22 protein-coding genes and 2 pseudogenes are annotated in these 22,377 nt (G+C 39.5%); 20 read left to right on the top strand and 4 right to left on the bottom strand.

The annotated features are described in order from the left end of the window. Positions 1–8: 8 nt before the first annotated feature. The 3 genes from hldE to GNP35_RS13980 are packed head-to-tail and all read right to left on the bottom strand — an operon-like array spanning position 9 to position 2,719. Positions 9–1,463 (bottom strand): bifunctional D-glycero-beta-D-manno-heptose-7-phosphate kinase/D-glycero-beta-D-manno-heptose 1-phosphate adenylyltransferase HldE, encoded by a 1,455-nt coding sequence (hldE, locus tag GNP35_RS13990; RefSeq protein ID WP_155696811.1) that lies wholly within the window; start codon positions 1,461–1,463, stop codon positions 9–11. A 15-nt stretch (positions 1,464–1,478) separates the two neighbouring features. Beyond that, on the bottom strand, positions 1,479–2,060 hold the full coding sequence (locus GNP35_RS13985; RefSeq protein WP_155696810.1) for a D-sedoheptulose 7-phosphate isomerase: 582 nt from the start codon (positions 2,058–2,060) through the stop codon (positions 1,479–1,481). 14 nt (positions 2,061–2,074) lie between these two features. Further along, the gene (locus GNP35_RS13980; RefSeq protein WP_155696809.1) at positions 2,075–2,719 is read right to left on the bottom strand and encodes a TetR/AcrR family transcriptional regulator; all 645 of its coding nucleotides are present in this window, start codon (positions 2,717–2,719) and stop codon (positions 2,075–2,077) included. Between the two features lie 223 nt (positions 2,720–2,942). On the opposite strand from GNP35_RS13980, the gene coaD reads away from it, so the two are divergent. From coaD to GNP35_RS13905, 16 genes and pseudogenes are all read left to right on the top strand, one after another. Next, complete coding sequence (coaD, locus tag GNP35_RS13975; protein WP_155696808.1) at positions 2,943–3,422, top strand: pantetheine-phosphate adenylyltransferase; 480 nt, start codon at positions 2,943–2,945, stop codon at positions 3,420–3,422. Positions 3,423–3,427: 5 nt separating this feature from the next. Further along, positions 3,428–4,297: a TraB/GumN family protein gene (locus tag GNP35_RS13970; RefSeq protein ID WP_155696806.1), complete on the top strand. Its 870-nt coding sequence runs from the start codon at positions 3,428–3,430 to the stop codon at positions 4,295–4,297. Positions 4,298–4,428: 131 nt separating this feature from the next. Then, positions 4,429–5,362, top strand: a pseudogene (locus tag GNP35_RS13965) (branched-chain amino acid transaminase). Between the two features lie 117 nt (positions 5,363–5,479). Next, positions 5,480–6,670, top strand: a complete 1,191-nt coding sequence (locus GNP35_RS13960; RefSeq protein ID WP_155696804.1) for a hypothetical protein — start codon at positions 5,480–5,482, stop codon at positions 6,668–6,670. A gap of 13 nt (positions 6,671–6,683) precedes the next feature. Continuing rightward, positions 6,684–7,097, top strand: coding sequence for a phosphate ABC transporter substrate-binding protein (locus GNP35_RS13955; protein WP_155696802.1), 414 nt, complete (start codon positions 6,684–6,686; stop codon positions 7,095–7,097). A 151-nt stretch (positions 7,098–7,248) separates the two neighbouring features. Further along, positions 7,249–7,380, top strand: coding sequence for a hypothetical protein (locus GNP35_RS16135; protein WP_269139951.1), 132 nt, complete (start codon positions 7,249–7,251; stop codon positions 7,378–7,380). 84 nt (positions 7,381–7,464) lie between these two features. Beyond that, positions 7,465–8,025 carry an RNA polymerase sigma factor gene (locus GNP35_RS13950; RefSeq protein ID WP_155696800.1) on the top strand — a complete coding sequence of 187 codons (561 nt, stop codon included), beginning with the start codon at positions 7,465–7,467 and terminating at the stop codon, positions 8,023–8,025. Beyond that, positions 8,015–8,728 carry a hypothetical protein gene (locus tag GNP35_RS13945; RefSeq protein WP_155696798.1) on the top strand — a complete coding sequence of 238 codons (714 nt, stop codon included), beginning with the start codon at positions 8,015–8,017 and terminating at the stop codon, positions 8,726–8,728. The genes GNP35_RS13950 and GNP35_RS13945 overlap by 11 nt, the downstream gene beginning before the upstream one ends. Before the next feature lie 12 nt (positions 8,729–8,740). Further along, positions 8,741–9,775, top strand: coding sequence for a hypothetical protein (locus GNP35_RS13940; RefSeq protein ID WP_155696796.1), 1,035 nt, complete (start codon positions 8,741–8,743; stop codon positions 9,773–9,775). 114 nt (positions 9,776–9,889) lie between these two features. Then, a complete protein-coding gene (gene hemN, locus GNP35_RS13935; protein WP_155696794.1) occupies positions 9,890–11,266 on the top strand; it encodes an oxygen-independent coproporphyrinogen III oxidase in 1,377 nt (458 codons plus the stop codon). Between the two features lie 263 nt (positions 11,267–11,529). Further along, positions 11,530–12,975 (top strand): DNA recombination protein RmuC, encoded by a 1,446-nt coding sequence (locus tag GNP35_RS13930; RefSeq protein ID WP_196492533.1) that lies wholly within the window; start codon positions 11,530–11,532, stop codon positions 12,973–12,975. A 1-nt stretch (position 12,976) separates the two neighbouring features. Then, positions 12,977–14,209, top strand: a complete 1,233-nt coding sequence (locus tag GNP35_RS13925; RefSeq protein ID WP_155696792.1) for a threonine/serine exporter family protein — start codon at positions 12,977–12,979, stop codon at positions 14,207–14,209. Between the two features lie 339 nt (positions 14,210–14,548). Further along, on the top strand, positions 14,549–15,625 hold the full coding sequence (coxB, locus tag GNP35_RS13920) for a cytochrome c oxidase subunit II (RefSeq protein ID WP_462139328.1): 1,077 nt from the start codon (positions 14,549–14,551) through the stop codon (positions 15,623–15,625). A 10-nt stretch (positions 15,626–15,635) separates the two neighbouring features. Further along, positions 15,636–17,231, top strand: coding sequence for a cytochrome c oxidase subunit I (gene ctaD, locus GNP35_RS13915; protein WP_155696790.1), 1,596 nt, complete (start codon positions 15,636–15,638; stop codon positions 17,229–17,231). Positions 17,232–17,249: 18 nt separating this feature from the next. Next, a pseudogene (locus GNP35_RS13910) lies at positions 17,250–17,827 on the top strand (cytochrome c oxidase assembly protein). Between the two features lie 24 nt (positions 17,828–17,851). Then, positions 17,852–18,733 (top strand): cytochrome c oxidase subunit 3, encoded by an 882-nt coding sequence (locus tag GNP35_RS13905; protein WP_155696788.1) that lies wholly within the window; start codon positions 17,852–17,854, stop codon positions 18,731–18,733. Between the two features lie 7 nt (positions 18,734–18,740). Here the strand turns inward: GNP35_RS13905 and GNP35_RS13900 are convergent, their stop codons facing one another. Further along, positions 18,741–18,965, bottom strand: coding sequence for a DUF2909 family protein (locus GNP35_RS13900; RefSeq protein ID WP_155696786.1), 225 nt, complete (start codon positions 18,963–18,965; stop codon positions 18,741–18,743). 56 nt (positions 18,966–19,021) lie between these two features. Here GNP35_RS13900 and GNP35_RS13895 point away from each other — a divergent pair, with 56 nt between their 5' ends. The 4 genes from GNP35_RS13895 to cyoE are packed head-to-tail and all read left to right on the top strand — an operon-like array spanning position 19,022 to position 22,376. Beyond that, positions 19,022–19,846, top strand: coding sequence for an SURF1 family protein (locus tag GNP35_RS13895; protein ID WP_155696784.1), 825 nt, complete (start codon positions 19,022–19,024; stop codon positions 19,844–19,846). Next, positions 19,836–20,339, top strand: a complete 504-nt coding sequence (locus tag GNP35_RS13890; protein WP_155696782.1) for a transmembrane cytochrome oxidase associated protein — start codon at positions 19,836–19,838, stop codon at positions 20,337–20,339. Before GNP35_RS13895 ends, GNP35_RS13890 begins: the two co-directional genes overlap by 11 nt. Positions 20,340–20,379: 40 nt before the next feature. Next, entirely contained in the window at positions 20,380–21,462 is a 1,083-nt protein-coding gene (locus GNP35_RS13885; protein ID WP_155696780.1) for a COX15/CtaA family protein, read from the top strand. 2 nt (positions 21,463–21,464) lie between these two features. Then, a complete protein-coding gene (cyoE, locus tag GNP35_RS13880) occupies positions 21,465–22,376 on the top strand; it encodes a heme o synthase (protein WP_155696778.1) in 912 nt (303 codons plus the stop codon). Position 22,377: the final 1 nt, after the last annotated feature.

Genomic DNA, 22,377 nt, shown 5'->3' with positions numbered 1-22,377 from the left:
GTTAGAGGTTAACGCTTAATTTTCTCGATTATTTTAGTTGTTGAACAACCGTCAACAAACTCAATAACCGCAACATCACCACCGTTTAATTGAACGATATCAGCACCAACTATAGTTTCTGGAGTGTAATCACCACCTTTAACTAAAACGTCAGGTGCAATCAATTTAATTAATTCGTACGGTGTGTCATCAAACTCGTTACCGTTAATTTCGCCAAACGGAATGACCCAATCAACGCTCGCTAAGCCGCTAATCACAGTAGCGCGTTGTTCAAGTGGATTTACTGGTCGTCCTTCACCTTTTAATCGAGTGATGGAAGCGTCATTGTTTAAACCAACAACAAGCCTATCACCAAGCGCTTTTGCTTGTTCCAAATAATGCACATGACCCGCATGAAGAATATCGAAACAGCCATTAGTGAAAACAATTTTTTCACCGCTTTGGCGAGCAAATCGAATATGCTGCAACACATCCTCAAAAGGCGTTTGATAATGACGTTGCTTTGATGCAAATAAATGTTTATTTACAACCCGGTAAAGTTCTTCCGGAGAAACAGTTGCTGCACCAAGTTTAGCCACCACAATACCCGCTGCTAAGTTAGCGACTTTTGCGGCATCAGCTAACTCTAACCCTGACGCCATCATCATTGCCAACGTCGCAATAACCGTATCACCAGCACCCGTTACATCAGATACTTCGAGTACTTGAGCTGGCATGTCTACTTTTTCAGACTTAGTGATGGCTGACATACCTTGTTCACTTCGCGTGAGCAAAATTGACTCTATATTGCAGTTTGTCATTATTTGCTGTGCCGATTCAACAATAGCTTCTTCACTATGTACTAAGCCGCCTGCAGCAACAAACTCGGTTTTATTGGGTGTAATAACAGACGCACCAGCGTAATCAGATAAATCTTTTGATTTAGGATCCACCAGTACGGTTTTACCTGCGTCGCGTGCAATTTTTATCATCTCACCAATAAAGCGTAATGAACCTTTGTTGTAATCCGAAAACACGACAAACTGATGATGTTGTAGCTCAGCTTTAAACTGTTCCACTAACGCTTGTGCATGCTCTTCAGCAAACGCTTCTTCAAAGTCTAAACGGACCACTTGTTGCTGACGACTAATAACTCTTAGCTTTGTGATTGTAGGCTGATGAGATTGACTCAGTAGCTTAGCGTTAACTTGTTCTTCTTCTAAAAGTTGAGTCAGTCTTTCGCCATTTTCATCTTGTCCAATAATACCCATTAACGTAACTTTGCCATCTAAGTGAGCAATATTACGTGCAACGTTTGCAGCGCCGCCCACTTTGTCATCCAGCTCTGATATTTTAACAACAGGCACTGGAGCTTCAGGTGAAATACGTTGTGAGTCGCCTGTCCAATAACGGTCGAGCATTACGTCGCCAACAACCAAAATATTGTTATTAGAAAACTGGCTAAAGATAGAAAGATCAAACATTAAGAATTCCGAATTTTAGTCGTTTTGAGTAACAAGTTCGTCAATGGCTTCACATAACCAATGACCAATAAACATGTGTGCTTCTTGAATACGAGCTGTGATGTCGTTTTTGATAATAATAGGCAATGTAGCAATATCTTTCACTGCTCCACCATCACGACCAGTTAACGCAACAGTATAAGCGCCAAGTTCATTAGCCGCTTCTAGTGCAAGGTTTATGTTTTTGCTTGTGCCGCTGGTGGTTAAACCAATCACCACATCTTGTTCTTTAACTAATGCTTCAACTTGACGTGAAAACACTGAGTCAAAAGAGTAGTCATTGGCGTTTGCGGTTAAAATTGAAGTATCAGTTGTTAAGGCAATAGAGGCCAATGCGCGGCGCTCTTTTTTAAAGCGAACAACAAACTCAGCAGCTAAATGTTGGCTATCTGCGGCGCTTCCACCATTGCCAAAAAATACGATTTTTCCGCCGTTGTTTAATGCTTTAAAGCAGGCGTTTGCCAACTCTTCTGCTTGTGGCAAATAAACTTCCATTTGTTGGAATAACTCTAGGTGTTGCTTAAGGTTTGCATGGTAGCAAGCTTTTAAATCAAACATTATGTGCCTCTAAATTAAGATTCTACGTTGGCCAAAGACTTATAACGAGCCGTTAAGTCTTTAACTACGTCAGTAAATTCTGATGTGACATACGGCTTAAATAATAGTAGTACTTTTAACAAGCCGTTATAAATTAACTCATCCGTGATAGACGTATCTTCTTGGCTAGTCTTACAGTAGCTAATCCAAAAGGTAACTTGTTGCTTAATTATATTAGAAAAGTCGTCCACATCGTCATGGTCTATATTAATGACTTCAGCATTTTGCAAACCAAGTACCAGTGCATTGATTTTATCCATCATTTTATTATGGATTTCCAAATACTGAGACTTTAACTCAGGATCACGAGCCATAATGACAGGTAAGTTGTCGTACAAAAAGCTGAAATGGAAAAGTGCTGAGAAAACGGCATCTAAATAGTTAGATAAAAATTCAACGGCATCTTCACTTGGCTTTACCGGTTCAAATGAGACTTCCATGTGCTGGACATATTTTTCAAAAATATTACGAATGATTTCTTCTTTATTTCTGAAATGATAGTAAAGGTTGCCTGGGCTAATATTTAAGTGAGATGCAATGTGGTTAGTTGTTACATTGCGTTCGCCGTGGGCATTAAACAATTCTAAACTAGCTTGAATGATACGATCTTTTGTTTTCATAATCTGTCTCTGTGATTAGCCATCTTGGCCAATGAACCATCCCTTAGTATCAATTAAAAAAGGAGACGGAGTAATTACTCGTATTTAACCACAAATTAGATCATTAGCTCTACTTGTTTTCTTCATATTGCTTTTTTAGGTAATCACAAAGCCAAGGTTTTAACCGAATCCAATATTGGTGATATAGTGCAAAAAGCACAGTCTTATTTAGGAATTTCATTTAATGGTTACAGCAATTTATCCAGGTACTTTTGATCCAATTACCAATGGTCACATCGACCTCATTAGGCGCTCCGCAAAGTTGTTCGACAAAGTAATCATCTCAATCGCCATGAGCTCAAGAAAACAACCGCTATTTACGCTAGAAGAGCGTGTCGAATTAGTGAAGTCTTCAGTATCGGATTTAACGAATATTGAAGTTGAGGGTTTTGAAGGTTTGTTAGCAGACTATGCGCAACAAAAAAATGCCACTGTACTCATTAGAGGGGTGCGAGCGGTAGCCGATTTTGAATATGAATATCAGCTTGCGACGGTGAATCGTAAGTTAAATGCAGAGTTAGAAAGTGTATTGTTAACGCCAAGCTCTGAAACTAGTCATATCTCGTCAACCATAGTTAGAGATGTTGCAGCGCATTACGGCGATGTTTCTGCTTTTGTTCCTGATGTGGTAAAACAAGCATTAATTAATAAGTTTAAGAAGTGATATTAATGAATAAAATAGCTTTAGTATTAGCGTTCGCATTATTTTCTGTTAACACAAGTGCTGAGCCAACTTGGCAAGGTACTGGCGAATATAAAGATGATTACTTGGTGGGCACCATTCATGTTGGTGACGAACGATTAAAAGAATTGTCAGAGCAATTAAAAAAGCGCATTGAAGCGGTAGATGTTGTTGCTGTTGAAGTGGATTTAGCGAACGTGTCGGCATTGCAACAACAGCAAATAGTGATGGAACTTGCTATGTTGCCAAGAGGAACCACGGTTACACAGTTAATATCACCGGTTGTCGCCACTAAAGTTAATCGTTACTTACAGCAGTTTGGTGGTGAGATTTTCCAGTACGAACAGTTTAAGCCTTGGATGCTAGCCGTCATGATGGTTCAAATGTCTTATCAAAAAATGGGTTTGGTTGCTGAGCATGGTATCGATCAGCAAATTATTGAACATGCAAAAAAGCACAATAAAACCATACTTGAACTAGAAACCTTTGAGCAGCAACTGAATATTTTTAATCGCTTATTTGATAATAATGATTCTATTGATTACAACGATATGTTGTTAGATACCCTTGAAGAGTTAAATACCATGTCAGATATGCCTCAAGTAATGTTAGAGGCATGGATTAACAGCGATATATCCGCGTTTGAAAAGATTTACGATACTACGTTAAAGCAAACTGGTTATGACAAAGCATTGGAAAACGTATTACTTATTGAGCGAAATGTCGCGTGGCAGAAAAAGCTCAACCCTCTTTTAAAAGAAAAGTCAGTGATGGTCGCTACTGGCACGTTACATTATATTGGGCCGACAGGCTTGCCAGCATTGCTAGATGGGGACTTCCAACTCCTTAAAAAATAAAAGATATAACCAAAGTGGTAAAAAATGCTGACAACAGAGCCGTTATTTTTTGCCACCATTTTCCTTCAAACAGTGCTATTCCCAATTTGATAAGGCAGAATTGCGCCAAATAAAAATTGGAGGAAAAATCCATGGCATTACCATCATCAGCAGAAACTATTTGGTTTAACGGTAAACTCATCCCTTTTGCAGATGCAAAAGTTCACGTATTAAGTCACGCAATTCACTATGGCTCGTCAGTATTTGAAGGTGTTCGCGCCTATAATACGCCGGACAAGGGCACTTGTATTTTCCGTCTTGACGATCACACTCGTCGTTTATTCGATTCAGCAAAAATCTATCGCATGACGATTCCTTTTACACATGAAGAAATGAATCAAGCGCAAAAAGATGTTGTTGTTAAAAATGGCTTTAAATCAGCATATCTAAGACCTGCAGCCTTTTATGGCGAAATAGGTTTAGGCTTAGCTGTACCATTTAATACTGAAGCAGATGTTTTAGTAGCAGCAATGGAATGGGGCGCATATTTAGGTGAAGAAGCCTTAGAAAAAGGCGTAGATGCTGGTGTTTCAAGCTGGAATCGCTTAGCTGCTAACACTATGCCTACAGGCGCTAAAGCCGGTGGTAACTATTTATCATCGCAGCTAATTTCAATGGAAGCGCGTCGTCACGGTTACGGTGAAGGTATCGCCCTTGATGTAAATGGCATGGTATCTGAAGGTGCTGGTGAAAACTTATTTGTTATTCGCAACAATATTGTAACCACAACACCGGTAACAGCGGCAATTTTACCAGGTATTACTCGCGATACTATTATGACGTTATTGCGCGACATGGGTTATGAAGTTCGTGAACAAAATATTCCTCGTGAAGCACTGTATTTAGCTGACGAAATATTAATGTGTGGTACTGCTGCTGAAGTTACTCCAGTTTCGCAGTGTTGACGGCATTAATGTTGGCGAAGGCAAACGTGGCCCAATCACTAAACAAGTTCAAGATGCATTTTTTGGCTTGTTTAACGGCACAACAGAAGATAAATGGGGTTGGTTAACGCCAGTCAAATAAAACCATCTACTTTTTGATAAGAAAACCGCATATTTTTGCGGTTTTTTTTTGCTTTGAAATTCAGGTTTTTGAATCTTGTCTATACTCATGTTGATTAACAACTTTATGGGTGATCAAATGAAAATAAATAATATTTTACTGCTTATGACTTGTGGTCTACTTTCCGCCGGGGCTACTGCAAATGACAAAATAAGGCTATCTGGGTTCGGTAGTCTAGTTGGTGGTGTAGTAGTAGATGGAGATGGTTACTGGGCGAGGCTTCCTGGTGGAGCAGGTCAATACTCTGATGGTATAGAGTTACAGAGTGAGTCGAGATTAGGTATTCAAGCTCGATACTCTGCCACTGATGATCTTAGTGTAACCGGCCAGTTAATGTTTAGAGGAGTGAATGACTTTAAACCTGAGATGGAATGGTTATACGCAACGTATAACGTTACACCTGATTCAAGCCTAAAAGTCGGTCAAATGCGACTGCCCGTTTATCATTTCTCGGACTATATGGATGTTGGTGTGGCTTACCCTTGGGTTCGAGTACCATCAGATGCTTATTCATTGGCAGTTACTAATTATCAAGGTATTAGCTTCGACATGAATTTTGACTTTGATGTTGCTACATCAAACGTCCGTCTTTATGCGGGTCAACAAAATACAGATCCAAATGATTTGATCACAACGATTGAGCAATATAAGACGGAACAGTTATATGATAGCAATGGTAATTTTAGAGGTGTTAGGGGTGTAAGAACGACCAAAGAGTATGAAGAACTAATGGGTATAGTTGTTGATACTAATTATGAAGCATTCACACTACGGCTATCATACCTTGGCGGCAAAGAAAACTTCACGTTTTATAATGAAGGTGGCTATCCATCTACACCGTTGTTTGGTGGAGAATGGGTAGACACTCAGTTTTTTGATGTTTCTTTGCAGTACGACATGGATAATGTTTTAGCAATTGTCGAGTGGAATGAATATGACACCATTTATGAGTCTTGGTTTGCATCTTTTGCTTACAGAATGGACAAGTGGACGCCTTATATTTTCTATTCACAATTTGAAGGTACGCTTCGTTTTATAGCGCCAGGTGGTGTGTCTAGTGGCTTTGAAGATGGAGTATCCGGCTCACCTGACGATGATTATAACTCCATAGGGATTGGTGCTAAATACAGCCTAACCCCGTATTCGGCATTAAAATTTGAGATTTTACAGTTTAATGATGATGGCGATGCGGCTGTTTATATTGATGAAAATCAAGACGGTAAAACTGATAGCACTGCCTTTTTCGTATCTTTAGATTTCGCATTTTAAGGAGGGTGTACGGATGAATATATTAAAATTTGTTTTGATTGGTTTTGGTTTTATCTCCTTTTCATTATTTGCAGGTAATGTAGTAGTTGTGAATAGCCAAAATAACAGTGAAGTAACCACAGCTGATATAAAAAAGCTGTATTTAGGTAAAAAAGGTGCATTTAGTAACGGAAATAAAGCTGAATTAGCTACATTAAATTCGGGAAATGGAGTCAGGGAAACCTTTAATTCCTCAGTGTTAAATAAGTCAGAGTCTCAATATACTGCTTATTGGGCGAAAATGGCATTTACAGGCCGAGGTGTTCCACCCAAGGAATTTACGAGTCCAGCAGAGGTTAAGGCTTTTGTTGGCTCTAAACCAAACGCCATTGGGATCATTGATGACTCGTTAGTCGATAGTACGGTGAAAGTCGTTCTAAATTTTTAACGTGAATTTAATAACGTTTTTTTAAAGCCAGCCTCGAGCTGGTTTTTTTATGCAGTCATATTGTCATCGACCTAGTAGCCGACAATCTTTCTAGACTACGCATCAGTTTATATTTTTAGTTACTTTCATTCCTCGCTCCAACTCAAATAGCTTGTTTTGTAAAAATAAAAATAAAAATAAAAATAAAAATAAAAATAAAAATAAAAATAAAAATAAAAATCAAAATCAAAATCAAAAAGAAAAGAAAAGAAAAGAAAAGAAAAGAAAAGAAAAGAAAAGATAAAAAAAGTTAAACTTTTTTGCATCGTGCCGCGACTATAGATACAAAGATAACGGTTATACCTAAAAATAATAAATAAGGACTGCTTTGTTTTTAAATCAAGATGACAAAACATTAATTGCAAAGGCGCTGAATGGCAGTCAGTCGGCCTGGTGCAAGTTAGTTAAACGTCATGAAAAGGTGCTTTATGGTTATACGTTAAGAATGACGAATAACCAGGCAGATGCTTTAGATTTAATGCAAGAGACATTTGTTTCTGTTTGCCGAAATCTTGCTGACTTTAAACAGCAAAGCAGCTTTAAGACATGGCTACTTTCCATGGCCTATTACAAGTGTATGGACTTTTACAGGCGTAAAAAAATAGTAATCCATGACGGTGAAGAGCCTGATGATATTGAAAGTGATGGCTCTACTGATTGCCCAGCTATAAGTTTGGAGCAGTTGCAGGATAGCGAAGGATTAAGGGTGTTATTAAGTGCTTTGAGTTTTGAACAAAAACTAATTGTGGAATTAAAAATATTTCAGCAACTGACATTTGAACAAATCGCCGACCAAATGGGGCTGTCGAGCAACACAGTAAAATCTAAATTTTACGCAAGTTTGGCAAAGTTAAAACAACTACTAAAAGGCAGCGACTATGCAGCATGATAAAAAAAGCCAAGCATTAGAAGCATTATTCGTAGCTTGGTCAAATGGCAAAACCTTATCTCCTTTGGAGTTTGAGCGTTTGAATAGCTCTGCGGAATACAAAGAAAAAATAGAGTTAATAAATGCGCTATCAGCGAGTGGAAGAGCGTTTGATGAATCCATAGAAGTGCCTTCATGGGACCGAGCTTCTACTTTTTCAGGTCACAATTCTGAAGACTCACGTAAAGGTGTTTTTAGCTGGTGGCCACAAGGTATGTCTGCTTTTGCCATGTCCGTATCTCTGGTTATTTGTACCATGTTTGTATTTGACCTAAAGCTACAGTGGCAAGAAGGGAGCGTTAAGCTTTTAACCGCTACGGAGCAAAAGCAACAGTGGCAACAAGAGCAAACACAAAAGCTTCAACAACAAATGAATACTTTAATAAACGAGAACAGAGCACAGCTAACATTGGCCATTAAGCAACTAGAGGCAAATCAAACGGAAAGTACCGTTTCGCTGGCAAATTATCTTATTGAAAGTGGTCGTACGGAAAGACAAGAAGACCTTGAACACGTTGTTTCTATAATCCAAAAACAAAGAGCGGAAGACCTTATGTTTTTCCAATCAGAGATAGATGAATTGCAATATAAACTAAAAGTAGCGTCACTTAGACGAGGCAACGCAATGACTCGTGATGACCAAGTGGCTGGCGCAGAAGAATAACTGGAGAGTAATATGAAAAAAGTAATTAAACAAAAGTTGTTACCTATTGTTGCAGCGTTATCCACACTGATGATAGCCGCGAGTGCCAATGCTAAAGGTGAGCTGTCTGACCAGCACTTGGACAATGTTAAACGTGATATCAAGATGATGTCGACGATATTGAAAACGTCATTGTCAGACAAACTAGGTAAAAATGCTGGGAGTGTTTCGGCTAGCTACTTAGCTCATCAAGGCATGTTGTTTGAAATTAATGCGAGCCGTAGGTTTTCGGCTCCAAACGTTTTTGTTAGTCACGACGGTACCGTGTTTTCGTCAGATAGTGATTCGTCATTTATCCCACCGCCACCACCTAAGCCGGGTGCGCCAGCTAAACCAGGCGTTGAAAGAGAGCTAGAGGAGTTGGTTGAAATTCGAATGGAGACGGAAAATACTGAACACTATTTTGAATTAAGTCATCATGACATTGAAGACTTAGAGTTTGAAATCCATAAAGCAACGACAATTGCAGAATCGTTTGGCGGTAAAAATATTGAGGCGCAACGAGAAATGCGAGCGGCAAAAAATGAGCTACGAAAAAAACAGCGAGAGTTGTCTAAACAAGCGAGCAAGTTGGAGCGAAAAGCTCGACAGGTTGAGCGAGAAATTAGAGACGCTGAACTGGTTAGTGACATTAATAATGGTGGATCTGACAAACAAGTCATGAAACTAGAAGCAGAGATGCAAGAGTTACAAAAGCAACTAAAAATCGTAAATAGTGAAATGGTTAAACATCAAAAAACGGTAAGAAAGGCGGCGGAAAAAGTCAAAGCGGAAGTCATAAAAAAGCAGCAGGAGTTAGCTAAAAAGTATGCATTTGCTATTAGTGAAGTGGTTTGTGACTTTGGCTCGGGACTTAGAAGTCTTAAAGACGATAAGTACATGACGTTTTATGTAAATGATGCCTCAAAGCTTTACTATGTATTTAAACAAAAGGACATTGAAAGCTGCAACAAAGGCAAAATCAATTACCGAAGCCTATTAGATAAAGCGGTTAAGTACTCAATTTAATAAAAACGGACTTGAATTGAGCTATATCAAGTCCCAGATCATAAACAACCTATAAACTTCTCTTATTGTGTTGGCCACCTTATTTTAAGGTGGCACTTTTTTTGAGAGAAAGTTATGAATAATCAATTGCACTGGCTACAAAAATACAACGTAAACGGCCCTCGATACACGTCTTACCCAACTGCACTTGAGTTCAATCAGAAAATTGCCGATAACTTTCAAAGAGCCGCAGCAATGGCCTCTGAAAATCAGACGCTGTCACTCTACTTTCATGTCCCATTTTGTCATCAACTTTGCTTTTATTGTGGGTGCAATAAAATAGTCTCCAGGCATCAAGAAAAGTCCGTTAAATATGTTGAAACTATGTTGCAGGAGCTAAAACGCCGCGGTGAAGCCTTAAAACATAAGCCTATTAACCAGATTCATTTTGGTGGTGGTACACCAAACTTTTTGCGTCCTGAGCAATTTGTTGAAATTTTCACGGCAATTCAGCAAGACTTCGATATAGCAGAAAATGCGGAAATTAGTGTTGAATTAGATGTTCGCCATGTTGATGAAAAGTTACTCACAACACTCAAAGCCTGCGGCGTTAATCGACTTAGCTTTGGCATACAAGATACCAATCCTGAGGTTCAGATAGCTATTAACCGAGTCCAATCAAATGAGCTTGTTGGTAGTGTATTGCGTTGGGTGAGAGAGATTGGGTTTGATTCTGTTAATTTTGATTTGATTTATGGACTACCTCACCAAAATAAAGACGTGTTTGAGCAAACATTAAAAGATGTGCTGATGTTTGATCCAGACCGCATTTCATTATTCAGTTACGCACATTTACCTGCGCGATTTTCATCACAAAGAAAAATAAAAGATGAATGGCTGCCTTCTGCCCAAACGAAACTAGAGTTGATGTTATTTGCCAATGATATGTTGTGCGGTAAAGGGCAAGGCGAGGGTGGATATGAAGCAATTGGTTTTGACCATTTTGCAAAGCCTACAGATAATTTAGTAACGGCACAGAATAACAATCAATTGCATCGTAACTTTCAAGGTTACACGATCCTAGAAGACTCAGACTTGTTAGCTATTGGCGCGTCGTCAATCAGCCATATTGGCAATGTTTATATGCAAAACCCGAAAAAAATATCAGATTATTATGACGCTTATTCTATAGGAGAGCATTTGCCTGAACTTGCCGGGCGAATTTTAACTCATGACGACTTAATTAGAGCTAATGTTATTCAGTCTCTTATGTGCAATTTCAAAATTCAATTTAAAGAAATTGAGAACCAGTGGGGAATTGAGGCTAGTCGTTATTTTAAATCAGAGCTACAAAGTCTTAAAACATTTGAGCAAGACGGCATGCTCGAAACGTCAAAAGAATCATTGTCTATTCGTCGTGAAGCACGTTTATTTGTTCGCAATATTTGCATGACGTTTGATACCTATTTAGCGAGTCAGTTGAATAAGCGACGGTACTCTCAAGTTGTTTAACTTTTAGGCTGCATCTTTGCTCTAAAATATTAGATCGGAAATATAAAAACTAATTGGCACAAAGTCCGGTTTGGTCATTCCAATTTATGGCTTGTATAGGCACAATGTCACTCTTGTTAGTTTGGAATAGAAGTCTTTGATTCGTGGAAAATTTTCATCTCCAGTTTGGCCAATCCGATTTTATAATTGCCTTATTATTAATTGCTTTAATAGTGATTATAAGGTTGTATTTTCGTGCCAAAAATAGCCTTCAAAGTGCAGCGTTGCAGCTGCAAGAAACAAATCAAACCTTACATCAACATACTCTTAAAGTTGAAGAACTGACCCAAGCACTTGAAGCTAGTGAACAGCGAACCTTAAACTTTCAAACCCAAGCACAACTTTCACATCAAAAAGTAGCAGCGTTAACGGCTGAAATTGAAGGCTTAGAAACTCGAATTGACGAGCGTAACTTATCTATTGATGAACTTAAAGATCACAACATTGCGATGCAACATCAGCTGCAAGGCAAACAGCAAGAGCTGATGTCATTAACGTCGGAGTTAACGGAAATCAAAACTAGTTTTGTTGAAAAACAAAAGAATTTTGAGCAACAACAGGCGCAAGTTGAGCAACAACGTGAACAGTTAAAACTAGAGTTTTCTCATTTAGCGAACAAAATTTTAGATGAAAAAAGTCAGTCTTTTAGTCAATCGAATAAAACCGAACTCGATGCAATCTTAAGACCCTTTAAAGAGCAAGTTGAAGGCTTTCAAAAGCGAGTGAACGAAGTGCATAGTGAGTCAGTCAAAGGGCAGGCAACGGTAAGCTCTGAGTTGAAAAAAGTGCTGGATATTGGTTTGCAAATGACTAATGAAGCCAACAACTTAGCAACGGCGCTTAAAGGTGACAAAAAGACCACCGGTAATTGGGGTGAAATTCAACTAGAACGAACACTGCAGTTAGCTGGGCTAATGAAAGGCGATCATTACGATACGCAAGAGAACAGAGTTGATGAGGAAGGTAACCGAAGGCTTCCTGACTTTGTTATTAAACTGCCAGACAATAAACACATTATTATTGATAGCAAAGTATCTTTAGTGGCTTATGATAAAGCCATAGCTGCTGAATCAGATGCAGAGGTTAATTCCGCCTTAGATGAGCACTGCAATGCCATTAAAAATCATATTAATGATTTGTTTAAAAAGGACTATTCAAACTTGATTGGCTTGCGAAGTCCTAGTTTTGTATTAATGTTTATGCCTATTGAGCCAGCTTATATTGAAGCGATGAAACACAAAAAAGACTTGTTCAATTACGGTTACGAAAAAAATGTTATCTTGGTGTCACACACAACTCTAATGCCAATATTAAAAACAGTATCTAACTTATGGCGTATTGAGCAAGGTAATACTGAAGCCAAAGAAATTAGCTTAAGAGCAGGCGAAATATACAATCAAGTTTGTGTTGTAGCTGAGCGTTTACAAAAGCTGGGCAAGTCACTAAATACAGTAAGCAACCAATATAATGAAACCGTAAAGGGACTCGCGGGTAAACAAGGTTTGGCTGGTAAAGTTGAGCGGTTTAATCAGTTATCTAACAAGGTAACCAAAACGATGCCACAAATTGAGCCTAATCATTCAGACTTTGAGCATGAGCGACTAGAATTAGTAGCGGAGCCAATGGCGGACAATACGCCGTTAAATACCAGCGAAGAAAAAGGCGAGTAAGATGCAAGACCAGCAAGAGGCATTTAAGCAGAAACGAAAATTTATCGTTCGCTTGGGAAAAATGCTCCATAAATATGGCACACCCGCTTATCGATTAGAAGCGCACTTAATGACGCTTGCTGATGCGATAGGTCTTCGCTCATCTTTCATAATATCACCAACGTCTATGACATTCGTACTTTGGACGGAAGGGCATGAAGATGAATATACACATGCGGCAAGGGTTGATCCTGGCGACTTAGACATGGGCTCGTTATCTCGCACAGATGATGTTGTTGATTTAGTGTTAGGTGGTGAACTTAGCGTAGAAGAAGCACAAGAGCGCCTTGATGAAATTGAATTTATGCCAAATCCTTATGGCCGTTTAGCCACAGGTTTTTCATTTGGCATGTCTGGTAGCGCATTTGCGATGCTGATGAATACAAGCTTGAACACGTCATTGTGGGCTGGTTTATTAGGTATCGTTGTTTACCTGTTTATTTTATGGTCAGAGCGTTCTAAAGGCATAGCCAATATGTTGGAGCCATTAGTGGCAATGATGTCGGCTATGGGGGCTTGTGCAATCGCAGCCTATGTTGACCCTGGAATTAACATCCATTTAGCTATTTTGTCATCCATTATCGTTTTAATACCTGGTTTAGCGTTAACGATTGGCTTGCAAGAATTGTCTGCGCGCCACTTAGTATCAGGCACGGCCAAAATAATGGACGCTGTGATGATGCTGTTCAAACTGTACTTTGGAGCATTTGTTGGCGTTGAGCTTGGACAGGAAATGTTTGGCAAAGTTGAGTTTGTAGCTCAAGAATTGTTGCCATGGTGGACGGCTTGGTTGGCGATATTTATTCTAGGCTGGGCGCTTATTATTGCTTTCAGAACTAGGCGTCGACATATGGTTTGGTCATTACTGATTGGTTTTGTTGCTTACGGCACAAGCCACTACGGTTCAATACACTACGATGTTGGTATTGGCGCCTTTATTGGTGCCTTTATGGTTGGCATTTACGGGAATCTATTTACACGTTTAGCTAATGCACCAGCTGTAATTGTTACTATGCAAGGTTTGATTGTATTAGTACCAGGCAGTAAAACCTTTATTAGCTTAAATTCATATATTGTGGGTGAAGGTTTTGCTTCAGCAGAAACCGCAGGTCAACAATCTCTAATAATACTTATGTCCTTGGTAGCAGGACTTATTTTTGCCAACTCTGCGCTCCCTCCTAAGAAAAGTTTATAACCTTTCAAACCGTCAATTGATTAATTATTGTTCAATTGACGGTCATTCACCGATTAAAATTTGCACTCCTTGGTTAAAAGATATACGTTAATTTTGTTGAATAAAAATTAAACTAAATCAACGTCAAACTGCATGAAGCAGCTTTGGACTATAAAAATAATAATTTAAAAGCATACGGGGAGCACTGTCTAAGGCCGCACATTGGTTGTGCGTTAGGTCTTGGCTGGTACTGAGGTGGGTTGTACAGAATCCCTTACTGTTTTTCATTATGGAGGATTCTGTGTGACTGCTAAGCAATTAAGTTGGTTAGTCCCAACTGCCGTATTTGCTAATTCCGCAATGGCCGATGACATGCGTCTTAACCTTACTAAAGGGGTGACAGACATAAGTTCAAGTGTTTATGACTTGCACATGATCATTTTCTACATCTGTTGTGTGATAGCTATATTAGTTTTTGGAGTGATGTTCTATTCAATGCTCCATCATCGCAAATCAAAAGGCGTAACGCCGGCTAATTTCCATGAAAGCACCAAAGTTGAAATAATTTGGACCGCGGTTCCCTTCATTATTCTTATCGGTATGGCATTTCCAGCCACAAAAACCCTGATAGAAATGGAAGACACCAGTGATGCTGACCTCACCGTTCAAGTGACGGGTTCACAATGGAAGTGGCATTATAAATACTTTGATCATGACTTAGAGTATTACAGCCTCCTTGCTACCGCCCCTCAACAAATTGCGAACGAACGCGAAAAATCAGAAAATTATCTATTAGAAGTGGATCGCCCTTTGGTTATCCCTGTGGGTAAAAAAGTGCGCTTCTTAATTACCTCAGATGATGTAATTCATTCGTGGTGGGTACCGGAGTTTGCCGTTAAGAAAGACGCAAACCCAGGCTTTATAAATGAGTCTTGGACCCGTGTAAACGAGCCAGGTATTTATCGAGGTCAATGTGCTGAGCTATGTGGTAAAGATCATGGCTTTATGCCAATCGTGGTTATTGCCAAAGAGCAAGGTGACTTTGATGCGTGGATGAAACAAGAAGTTGAAATGGCACGTATCGCCAAAGAAGAAGAGCAAAAATTACTTGCCATGAACATGTCTTATGATGAGTTAATGAAAGTAGGTGAAAAGGCATACATAGCTAATTGTGCTGCTTGCCACCAAGTATCCGGTGAAGGAATTCCTGGTGTATTCCCAGCGTTAAAAGGCAGCAAAATTGCCATTGAAGATCTAGGCGCTCATATTGATATTGTTGTTAATGGTAAACCGGGTTCTGCAATGCAAGGTTACGGCAAGCAACTTGGCTTAAAAGACCTAGCAGCAATTGTAACTTACGAGCGTAATGCTTGGGGTAACAATACCGGTGACGCAGTGCAAGCTGCTCAAATTAACGCTTACTTAACAAGTCAATAGGAGGCATGTCATGAGTTCTATAGAAAATAGTGCAACCGATCATCACGACGATCATGAACACCATGGTGCCCCTAAAGGCATTATGCGTTGGATACTAACAACAAACCACAAAGACATTGGTAGCCTTTACCTGTTGTTTTCACTACTAATGTTTTTTATTGGTGGCGCAATGGCTATGGTTATCAGAGCTGAGCTCTTTCAACCAGGCTTACAAATAGTAGAACCAAACTTCTTTAACCAAATGACCACGGTTCATGGTTTGATTATGGTTTTTGGTGCGGTAATGCCAGCCTTTGTTGGTTTGGCAAACTGGATGGTTCCAATGATGATTGGTGCGCCAGATATGGCGTTACCAAGAATGAATAACTGGAGCTTTTGGATTTTACCGTTCGCGTTCCTTATCCTTTTAATGTCATTGTTTATGGAAGGCGGTGGTCCTGCGTTTGGCTGGACGTTCTACGCTCCTTTATCAACAACCTACAGTGGCGACAGCACAGCGTTTTTTGTGTTCTCTGTTCACATTATGGGTATCTCATCCATTATGGGCGCCATTAACGTCATCGTGACCATTTTTAACCTTCGAGCACCCGGCATGACATTCATGAAAATGCCGCTGTTTGTTTGGACTTGGCTAATAACGGCCTTCCTGTTGATAGCGGTCATGCCGGTATTAGCTGGTGCGGTAACTATGGTATTGACGGATAAGTATTTCGCTACGTCATTCTTTAGTGCAGCCGGTGGTGGCGATCCCGTCCTGTTCCAGCATATATTCTGGTTCTTTGGGCACCCTGAAGTTTACATCATGATTTTGCCAGCCTTTGGCATTATCTCTCAAATCGTTCCTACATTTAGCCGTAAACCTTTGTTTGGTTATTCTTCAATGGTTTATGCAACGGCCTCAATAGCGATTCTATCGTTTATGGTTTGGGCGCATCACATGTTCACGACGGGTATGCCATTAGCTGGTGAGTTATTCTTTATGTACTTCACCATGTTGATATCGGTCCCTACCGGCGTAAAAGTCTTTAACTGGGTAGCTACAATGTGGCGAGGTGCATTGACCTTTGAAGTACCAATGATGTTCTCCATTGCCTTTATTGTCCTATTTACCATAGGTGGATTATCCGGGCTTATGCTGGCCATCACCCCTGCAGATTTCCAGTATCACGATACCTACTTTGTGGTTGCTCACTTCCATTATGTGCTGGTAACGGGTGCCATCTTCTCCATTATGGCGGGTGCTTATTATTGGTTGCCTAAGTGGACAGGGCATATGTTTGACGAAGGTCTGGCTAAGTTACATTTCTGGTTATCGCTAGTATCAGTGAACGTTTTATTCTTCCCTATGCACTTTGTTGGGCTTGCTGGTATGCCTCGTCGTATTCCAGATTACGCGACTCAATTTGCAGACTTTAACGCCATTATCAGTATTGGTGGTTTTGCATTTGGTTTATCTCAGTTGTTATTTGTAGCTGTGGTTTATAAGTGTATTAAAGGCGGAGAAAAGGCGACGGATCAAGTATGGGAAGGCGCAGAAGGCCTAGAATGGGAAGTTCCATCTCCGGCTCCTTATCATACGTTTGAAACGCCACCGACCATTAAGTAACGGTCAAAAGAGGTTTTTATGAGTGCTCAACAAAATACTAAGCCCGATCACGTAAAGCTGATCAAAAAGTTGGTTTTTACCGTGGTATTTATGTTTGGTTTCGGTTTTGCGCTCGTGCCTCTTTACGATGTCTTTTGCGACATCACGGGGTTAAATGGGAAAACAAGTAATTCGGCGGCATCACAATCACAAGTCGTAGATGTTGATAGGTTAGTTACCGTAGAGTTTATCGCCCATACCCAAGGACGTTTGCCTTGGACTTTTGAACCAGAAATTAAGCGTATAAAAGTCCATCCAGGTGAACATCATGAAGTTAATTTTTAGTTTCGAATCAATCAGCAGGTGACATGGTTGTGCAGGCAATTCCTTCGGTTAGCCCGGGGTTAGCTGCAACTTATTTTAATAAAGTTGAGTGTTTTTGCTTTAACCATCAGCCGTTGGAAAAGGGCGAACTAGCCAAGCTAGGTTTGCAGTTTTATATAGACCCAGAATTACCAGCGGAATACGGCACCGTTACATTGTCTTACACCTTGTTTGATATTAGTGACAAGATTGAAGCATCTGCTTTTGCAGAGCTTTTTGCTGATTCAGAATAATAATGCTCATAGAGAGGGCAAATAATGTCTAGTGAATATCAAAAGTATTACGTACCAGCTCAAAGCCCGTGGCCAATTGTAGGGGCTATCGGCTTATTTTGCATCGCGTTTGGGGCAGGAGGTTATGTTAATGACGTAACCAAAGGGGAATCCGGTTTTAGCGGTTACTTGCTGCTGGCAGGCATACTGACCATTATATTTATGTTGGTTGGCTGGTTTAGAAACGTTATAGATGAATCAATGAATGGCATGTATAGCGCTCAAATGGACCGTTCATTTAAACAAGGAATGAGCTGGTTTATATTCTCCGAAGTGATGTTCTTTGGGGCATTCTTTGGCGCATTATTTTATGCCCGAATGTTTTCCGTTCCGTGGTTAGGCGGAGCTAGTAATAACCTCAGTACACATGAAGTATTGTGGCCAGCTTTTGAAGCTATTTGGCCGCTTGTTAAAACACCAGATGGAACAGCAACTGAAGCAATGGGTTGGACTGGGTTACCGTTATACAACACCATCATTTTACTTATTTCGTCAGTGACACTTCATTTTGCACATGTTGGACTTGAACATAATAAACGTTCTCAACTTAAAGTGTGGTTAGGTGCGACTATATTACTTGGCTGTATATTCTTGGTTTTACAAGTTGAAGAATATATTCACGCATACAGAGAAATGGGATTAATGTTGTCCAGTGGCATTTATGGTAATACGTTTTTCTTGCTAACAGGATTCCATGGTTTACATGTAACGCTAGGGACCATAATGCTTATTATTATGTTCTTTAGAATAGTGTTGAAAGAACACTTTACACCTGAAAACCATTTTGGTTTCCAAGCAACAAGCTGGTATTGGCACTTTGTTGATGTGGTTTGGGTGTGCTTATTTATATTCGTTTATATCCTATAAACAAAAGTTAAGCTTTGGTGTAAGGGCTTGGGTTAGGTTCAATAATACCAAGCCCAAGCAATATGAGTAACAACAACATTAGTGCGCCGGTAAATAACAATCGACGTCCTATAAAATGCGACATAGGTGGTGCTTTTTCATCACCTTTTAACATAGTAAACATTGCTTTAAACAAGTTGAAAATAATACTTAAAAGTAAAATGACGATGATGGCTTTAACTATAAATTCCATTGTCTTGCCTATATTTTAGTAGTTGGTTGTTAGGTTGAATTGGTCATGAAAAACGTATGCATATTTTAAAACGCTTTAAATTCACACCATGGTCGTTAGTGATTACTGTGACGGCATTTTTGATTTTGTGCAAGTTAGGCTTTTGGCAACTTGAGCGTGCCGAACAGAAACGTATTCTCCTAGAGCAAACCAGTGGCGTTGTTTTATCTCAACAAAATCTCTTAAACAGCATCACACTTGGTGACGTCTCTGAGTTAAACAATAAAGAAGTTACGTTAGAATTAACATTAGACAACCGGTCAATTTGGTTGATAGACAACAAGATATACCAAGGTCAAGCAGGTTATGACGTAGTGGTGCCGGCACTTGTTGGTAGCTCAGTTACTCACACTAACAATGATAGCTTTGTTGGCAAGAGTGATGGCTTTGTTAGCAATAGTTCTGTTAACAATGGTAATGCTTACGTTTTTGTTAATTTAGGTTGGTGGAAAGCGCCAGCAACACGAGCCGAGTTGCCAGAAGTGTTATTACCGGAAAAGGTGAACGTTACGGGCCTACTAAAAACCACTGATCTTGAGCAATTTACATTAAGTGACAAAACAGGTGAATACTCTTTTCCACAGCGAGTTCAGTCGGTTAATGCAATTTTGGAATTTCACAAAAATAAGACGCCTTCCACGAGCCCAGTGTTTTTGTATGCAAGTTCAAACACGATAAACCAACACCCTCAACTTTATAAACCCGTTGTTATGCCGCCAGAAAAACATGTTGCCTATGCGATGCAGTGGTTTTTGCTAGCGGTAGCGGCGGTGATTGTATTTCTCTTCGCTAGTTTGCGATCAGGTAGTTCTAAAACTAAAAGGAATAATAATGAAGTCTAAATCATTCTTTGGGATATTTGTGGCGATGGCTGTAGTGCCATTGGTGCTTGCATATTTAGTATTAAAAATGGGTTGGTATACGCCAGCAGCGACTAATAAAGGTGAGTTTTTACAACAAGAAATAGTTTTACCTATAAAAACTGAAACGCCCATGTGGAGCATTGTTTATCAGCCACAAACATCAGGTTGTGATGCGTTTTGTGAAGAGCAACTTTATGGACTAAATCAAACGTATTTAGCGTTAGGTAAACTGCAAAAAAGAGTCAATGCGTGGGTACTAACAAATGAAATGCCATTGCAAGATTATCCAGCGACAAAAGCCTATTCTGCTAATAATCAAGACTTAGACAGTGATCATATTTATGTAATCGACCCAATGGGCAAAGTTATTTTGAAGTACCCGGGAAGTCAAACGCGTGAAATCACAATTAGAACTAGTAAAGACATACTTTCTGATTTGAAAAAGCTGTTAAATTATGCTCGTATAGGTTAATAATTAAACATCCCGAATAATAAAAATAAGAAGGGTTCAGATGTTAAATTTTCGTTATAGATTATCTATTTTATCTTTGTTGTTAGTTTGTGTCGTTATTATATTAGGTGCTTATACTCGGTTGACTGATGCTGGGTTGGGCTGCCCCGACTGGCCTGGTTGTTATGGGTTTCTTACCGTACCTACTGAAGTTGCGCATATTGAATTAGCAGAGTCAGCTTATCCAGAGCGTCCAGTTGAATACCACAAAGCTAGAAATGAGATGGTTCACCGCTATTTTGCTGGTGGACTTGGCATGTTGGTTTTTGTCATGTTTATACTAAATGTTATGGCTAGACAACATGTAAAGCTTTCTGGATTATTGCTTGTTACCGTTGGCTTTCAAGCAGTATTAGGGATGTGGACAGTGACCATGAATTTAATGCCACTCGTGGTAATGGGTCATTTACTTGGCGGTTTTACTACCTTCTGTTTAATTCTCCTTTTGACGCTCAAACTCCGAACACAAAGCCTAAATCAAAGCGACATACTCCATGGTGTACCTGAGTCGGTTAATGTATCGTCAAAACTAAAACTAGTTATCAAAGCCAGTTTCCTTTTGGTTGTACTTCAAATTGCTTTAGGTGGCTGGACAGCAGCTAATTATGCAGCGGTTGCTTGCACCGACCTACCTATTTGTGAACCAGGTTGGCAACAAAAGTTTGATATTGGTAGCGCACTATCAGTGCCAACGGGTTATGAAGATTACGAGTTTGGAGTATTTCCTTACGAAGCAAGAATGACGATCCATGTTTTACATAGAGTAGGAGCAATGGTTGTAACCGCTAGTATTCTTATGCTGCTCTATCTTTTGTTTAGACAAACCCAGCTAAGGCCTTTTGGCATTGTAATCATGGCAATCACCACAATACAGATTGCCTTGGGGATCTCAAATGTTGTATTCCATCTCCCGCTGTATGTTGCAGTGAGTCATAACTTTGTTGGCTTGTTGCTACTCGCCAGTTTGCTGGTTTTATGGCATTACGTTTCAAGGCAACAAAAGCTACATCAACAAATAGAATTTAATAAAGTACCAAGTGAAAATCCCAATAATAACAGCATATTAATGCAACAAGGGGCGTAACAATGGCTTATTCAAATACCCTAACTAGTTCATTCAACTCATTTTCAGGCCTGTTAAAAGACTTGTATGAAATCACTAAACCTAAAGTGGTATTCATGTTAGTGATAACGGCAATTGTCGGCATGGTTTTAGCTCAATCAGGTTGGCCTCCTCTAGATCTACTTTTAGTATCGTCCATTGGAATTGGTTTGCTTTCAGCTGCCGCCGCGGCCATGAACCACATTGTAGATCAGAAAATTGATGCAAAAATGGCACGCACATACAACAGGCCCATTGCTAAAGGACGAGTAACAAATCGCTTAGCTATCATATTCTCATTCTCTTTAGCGGCATTTGGTTTTGCATTGTTATACGCCTTCGTAAATCCACTCACAGCGTGGCTAACGTTAGCCAGTTTGTTTGGATATGCCGTAGTTTATACCTTGGTATTAAAAAGACTTACTCCCCAAAATATTGTTATTGGCGGGTTAGCCGGTGCAATGCCACCACTTTTAGGTTGGGTTAGCATGACCGGTGATTTGCATCCCAACGCCTTTTTGTTAGTGATGATTATTTTCACTTGGACACCTCCGCACTTTTGGGCATTGGCTATTCATCGTAGAGATGACTACGCAAGGGTAAATATTCCTATGTTGCCAGTGACTCATGGTTTAGCATTTACAAAAAACGCTATTGTTTTATATACGGTACTACTTACGCTGGTCTGTTTTTTACCTTATTTGGTCGCGATGTCTGGCTTAATTTATTTGATATCAAGTACAATCCTAAACCTACTGTTTCTTAAATATGCTTGGCAATTAAAAGTAAGCGAAGACAAAAAAATAGCGATGGACACCTTTAAGTTTTCCATTTGGCATTTGTTAATTCTCTTTGTTGCTTTACTCGTTGATCATTTCTATATAATTAGATTTTAAA

Origin of the sequence: Psychrosphaera haliotis (assembly GCF_009728465.1) — a bacterium.
GTDB classification, from domain to species: domain Bacteria; phylum Pseudomonadota; class Gammaproteobacteria; order Enterobacterales; family Alteromonadaceae; genus Psychrosphaera; species Psychrosphaera haliotis.
The sequence above is the reverse complement of the archived record's forward strand: the minus strand, read 5'-3'. Positions and strand labels throughout refer to the sequence as shown.

Bases quoted from the DNA above. Each gene is read 5' to 3' on its own strand.
- GNP35_RS13905 (WP_155696788.1), top strand. From the start codon at position 17,852: ATGTCTAGTGAATATCAAAAGTATTACGTACCAGCTCAAAGCCCGTGG.
- hemN (WP_155696794.1), top strand. From the start codon at position 9,890: ATGAATAATCAATTGCACTGGCTACAAAAATACAACGTAAACGGCCCT.
- GNP35_RS13945 (WP_155696798.1), top strand. From the start codon at position 8,015: ATGCAGCATGATAAAAAAAGCCAAGCATTAGAAGCATTATTCGTAGCT.
- cyoE (WP_155696778.1), top strand. From the start codon at position 21,465: ATGGCTTATTCAAATACCCTAACTAGTTCATTCAACTCATTTTCAGGC.
- GNP35_RS13955 (WP_155696802.1), top strand. From the start codon at position 6,684: ATGAATATATTAAAATTTGTTTTGATTGGTTTTGGTTTTATCTCCTTT.
- GNP35_RS13985 (WP_155696810.1), bottom strand. From the start codon at position 2,060: ATGTTTGATTTAAAAGCTTGCTACCATGCAAACCTTAAGCAACACCTA.
- coaD (WP_155696808.1), top strand. From the start codon at position 2,943: ATGGTTACAGCAATTTATCCAGGTACTTTTGATCCAATTACCAATGGT.
- GNP35_RS13890 (WP_155696782.1), top strand. From the start codon at position 19,836: ATGAAGTCTAAATCATTCTTTGGGATATTTGTGGCGATGGCTGTAGTG.
- GNP35_RS13980 (WP_155696809.1), bottom strand. From the start codon at position 2,719: ATGAAAACAAAAGATCGTATCATTCAAGCTAGTTTAGAATTGTTTAAT.
- GNP35_RS13925 (WP_155696792.1), top strand. From the start codon at position 12,977: ATGCAAGACCAGCAAGAGGCATTTAAGCAGAAACGAAAATTTATCGTT.
- ctaD (WP_155696790.1), top strand. From the start codon at position 15,636: ATGAGTTCTATAGAAAATAGTGCAACCGATCATCACGACGATCATGAA.
- GNP35_RS13970 (WP_155696806.1), top strand. From the start codon at position 3,428: ATGAATAAAATAGCTTTAGTATTAGCGTTCGCATTATTTTCTGTTAAC.
- GNP35_RS13885 (WP_155696780.1), top strand. From the start codon at position 20,380: ATGTTAAATTTTCGTTATAGATTATCTATTTTATCTTTGTTGTTAGTT.
- GNP35_RS13895 (WP_155696784.1), top strand. From the start codon at position 19,022: ATGCATATTTTAAAACGCTTTAAATTCACACCATGGTCGTTAGTGATT.
- GNP35_RS13940 (WP_155696796.1), top strand. From the start codon at position 8,741: ATGAAAAAAGTAATTAAACAAAAGTTGTTACCTATTGTTGCAGCGTTA.
- GNP35_RS13960 (WP_155696804.1), top strand. From the start codon at position 5,480: ATGAAAATAAATAATATTTTACTGCTTATGACTTGTGGTCTACTTTCC.
- coxB (WP_462139328.1), top strand. From the start codon at position 14,549: ATGGCCGATGACATGCGTCTTAACCTTACTAAAGGGGTGACAGACATA.
- GNP35_RS13900 (WP_155696786.1), bottom strand. From the start codon at position 18,965: ATGGAATTTATAGTTAAAGCCATCATCGTCATTTTACTTTTAAGTATT.
- hldE (WP_155696811.1), bottom strand. From the start codon at position 1,463: ATGTTTGATCTTTCTATCTTTAGCCAGTTTTCTAATAACAATATTTTG.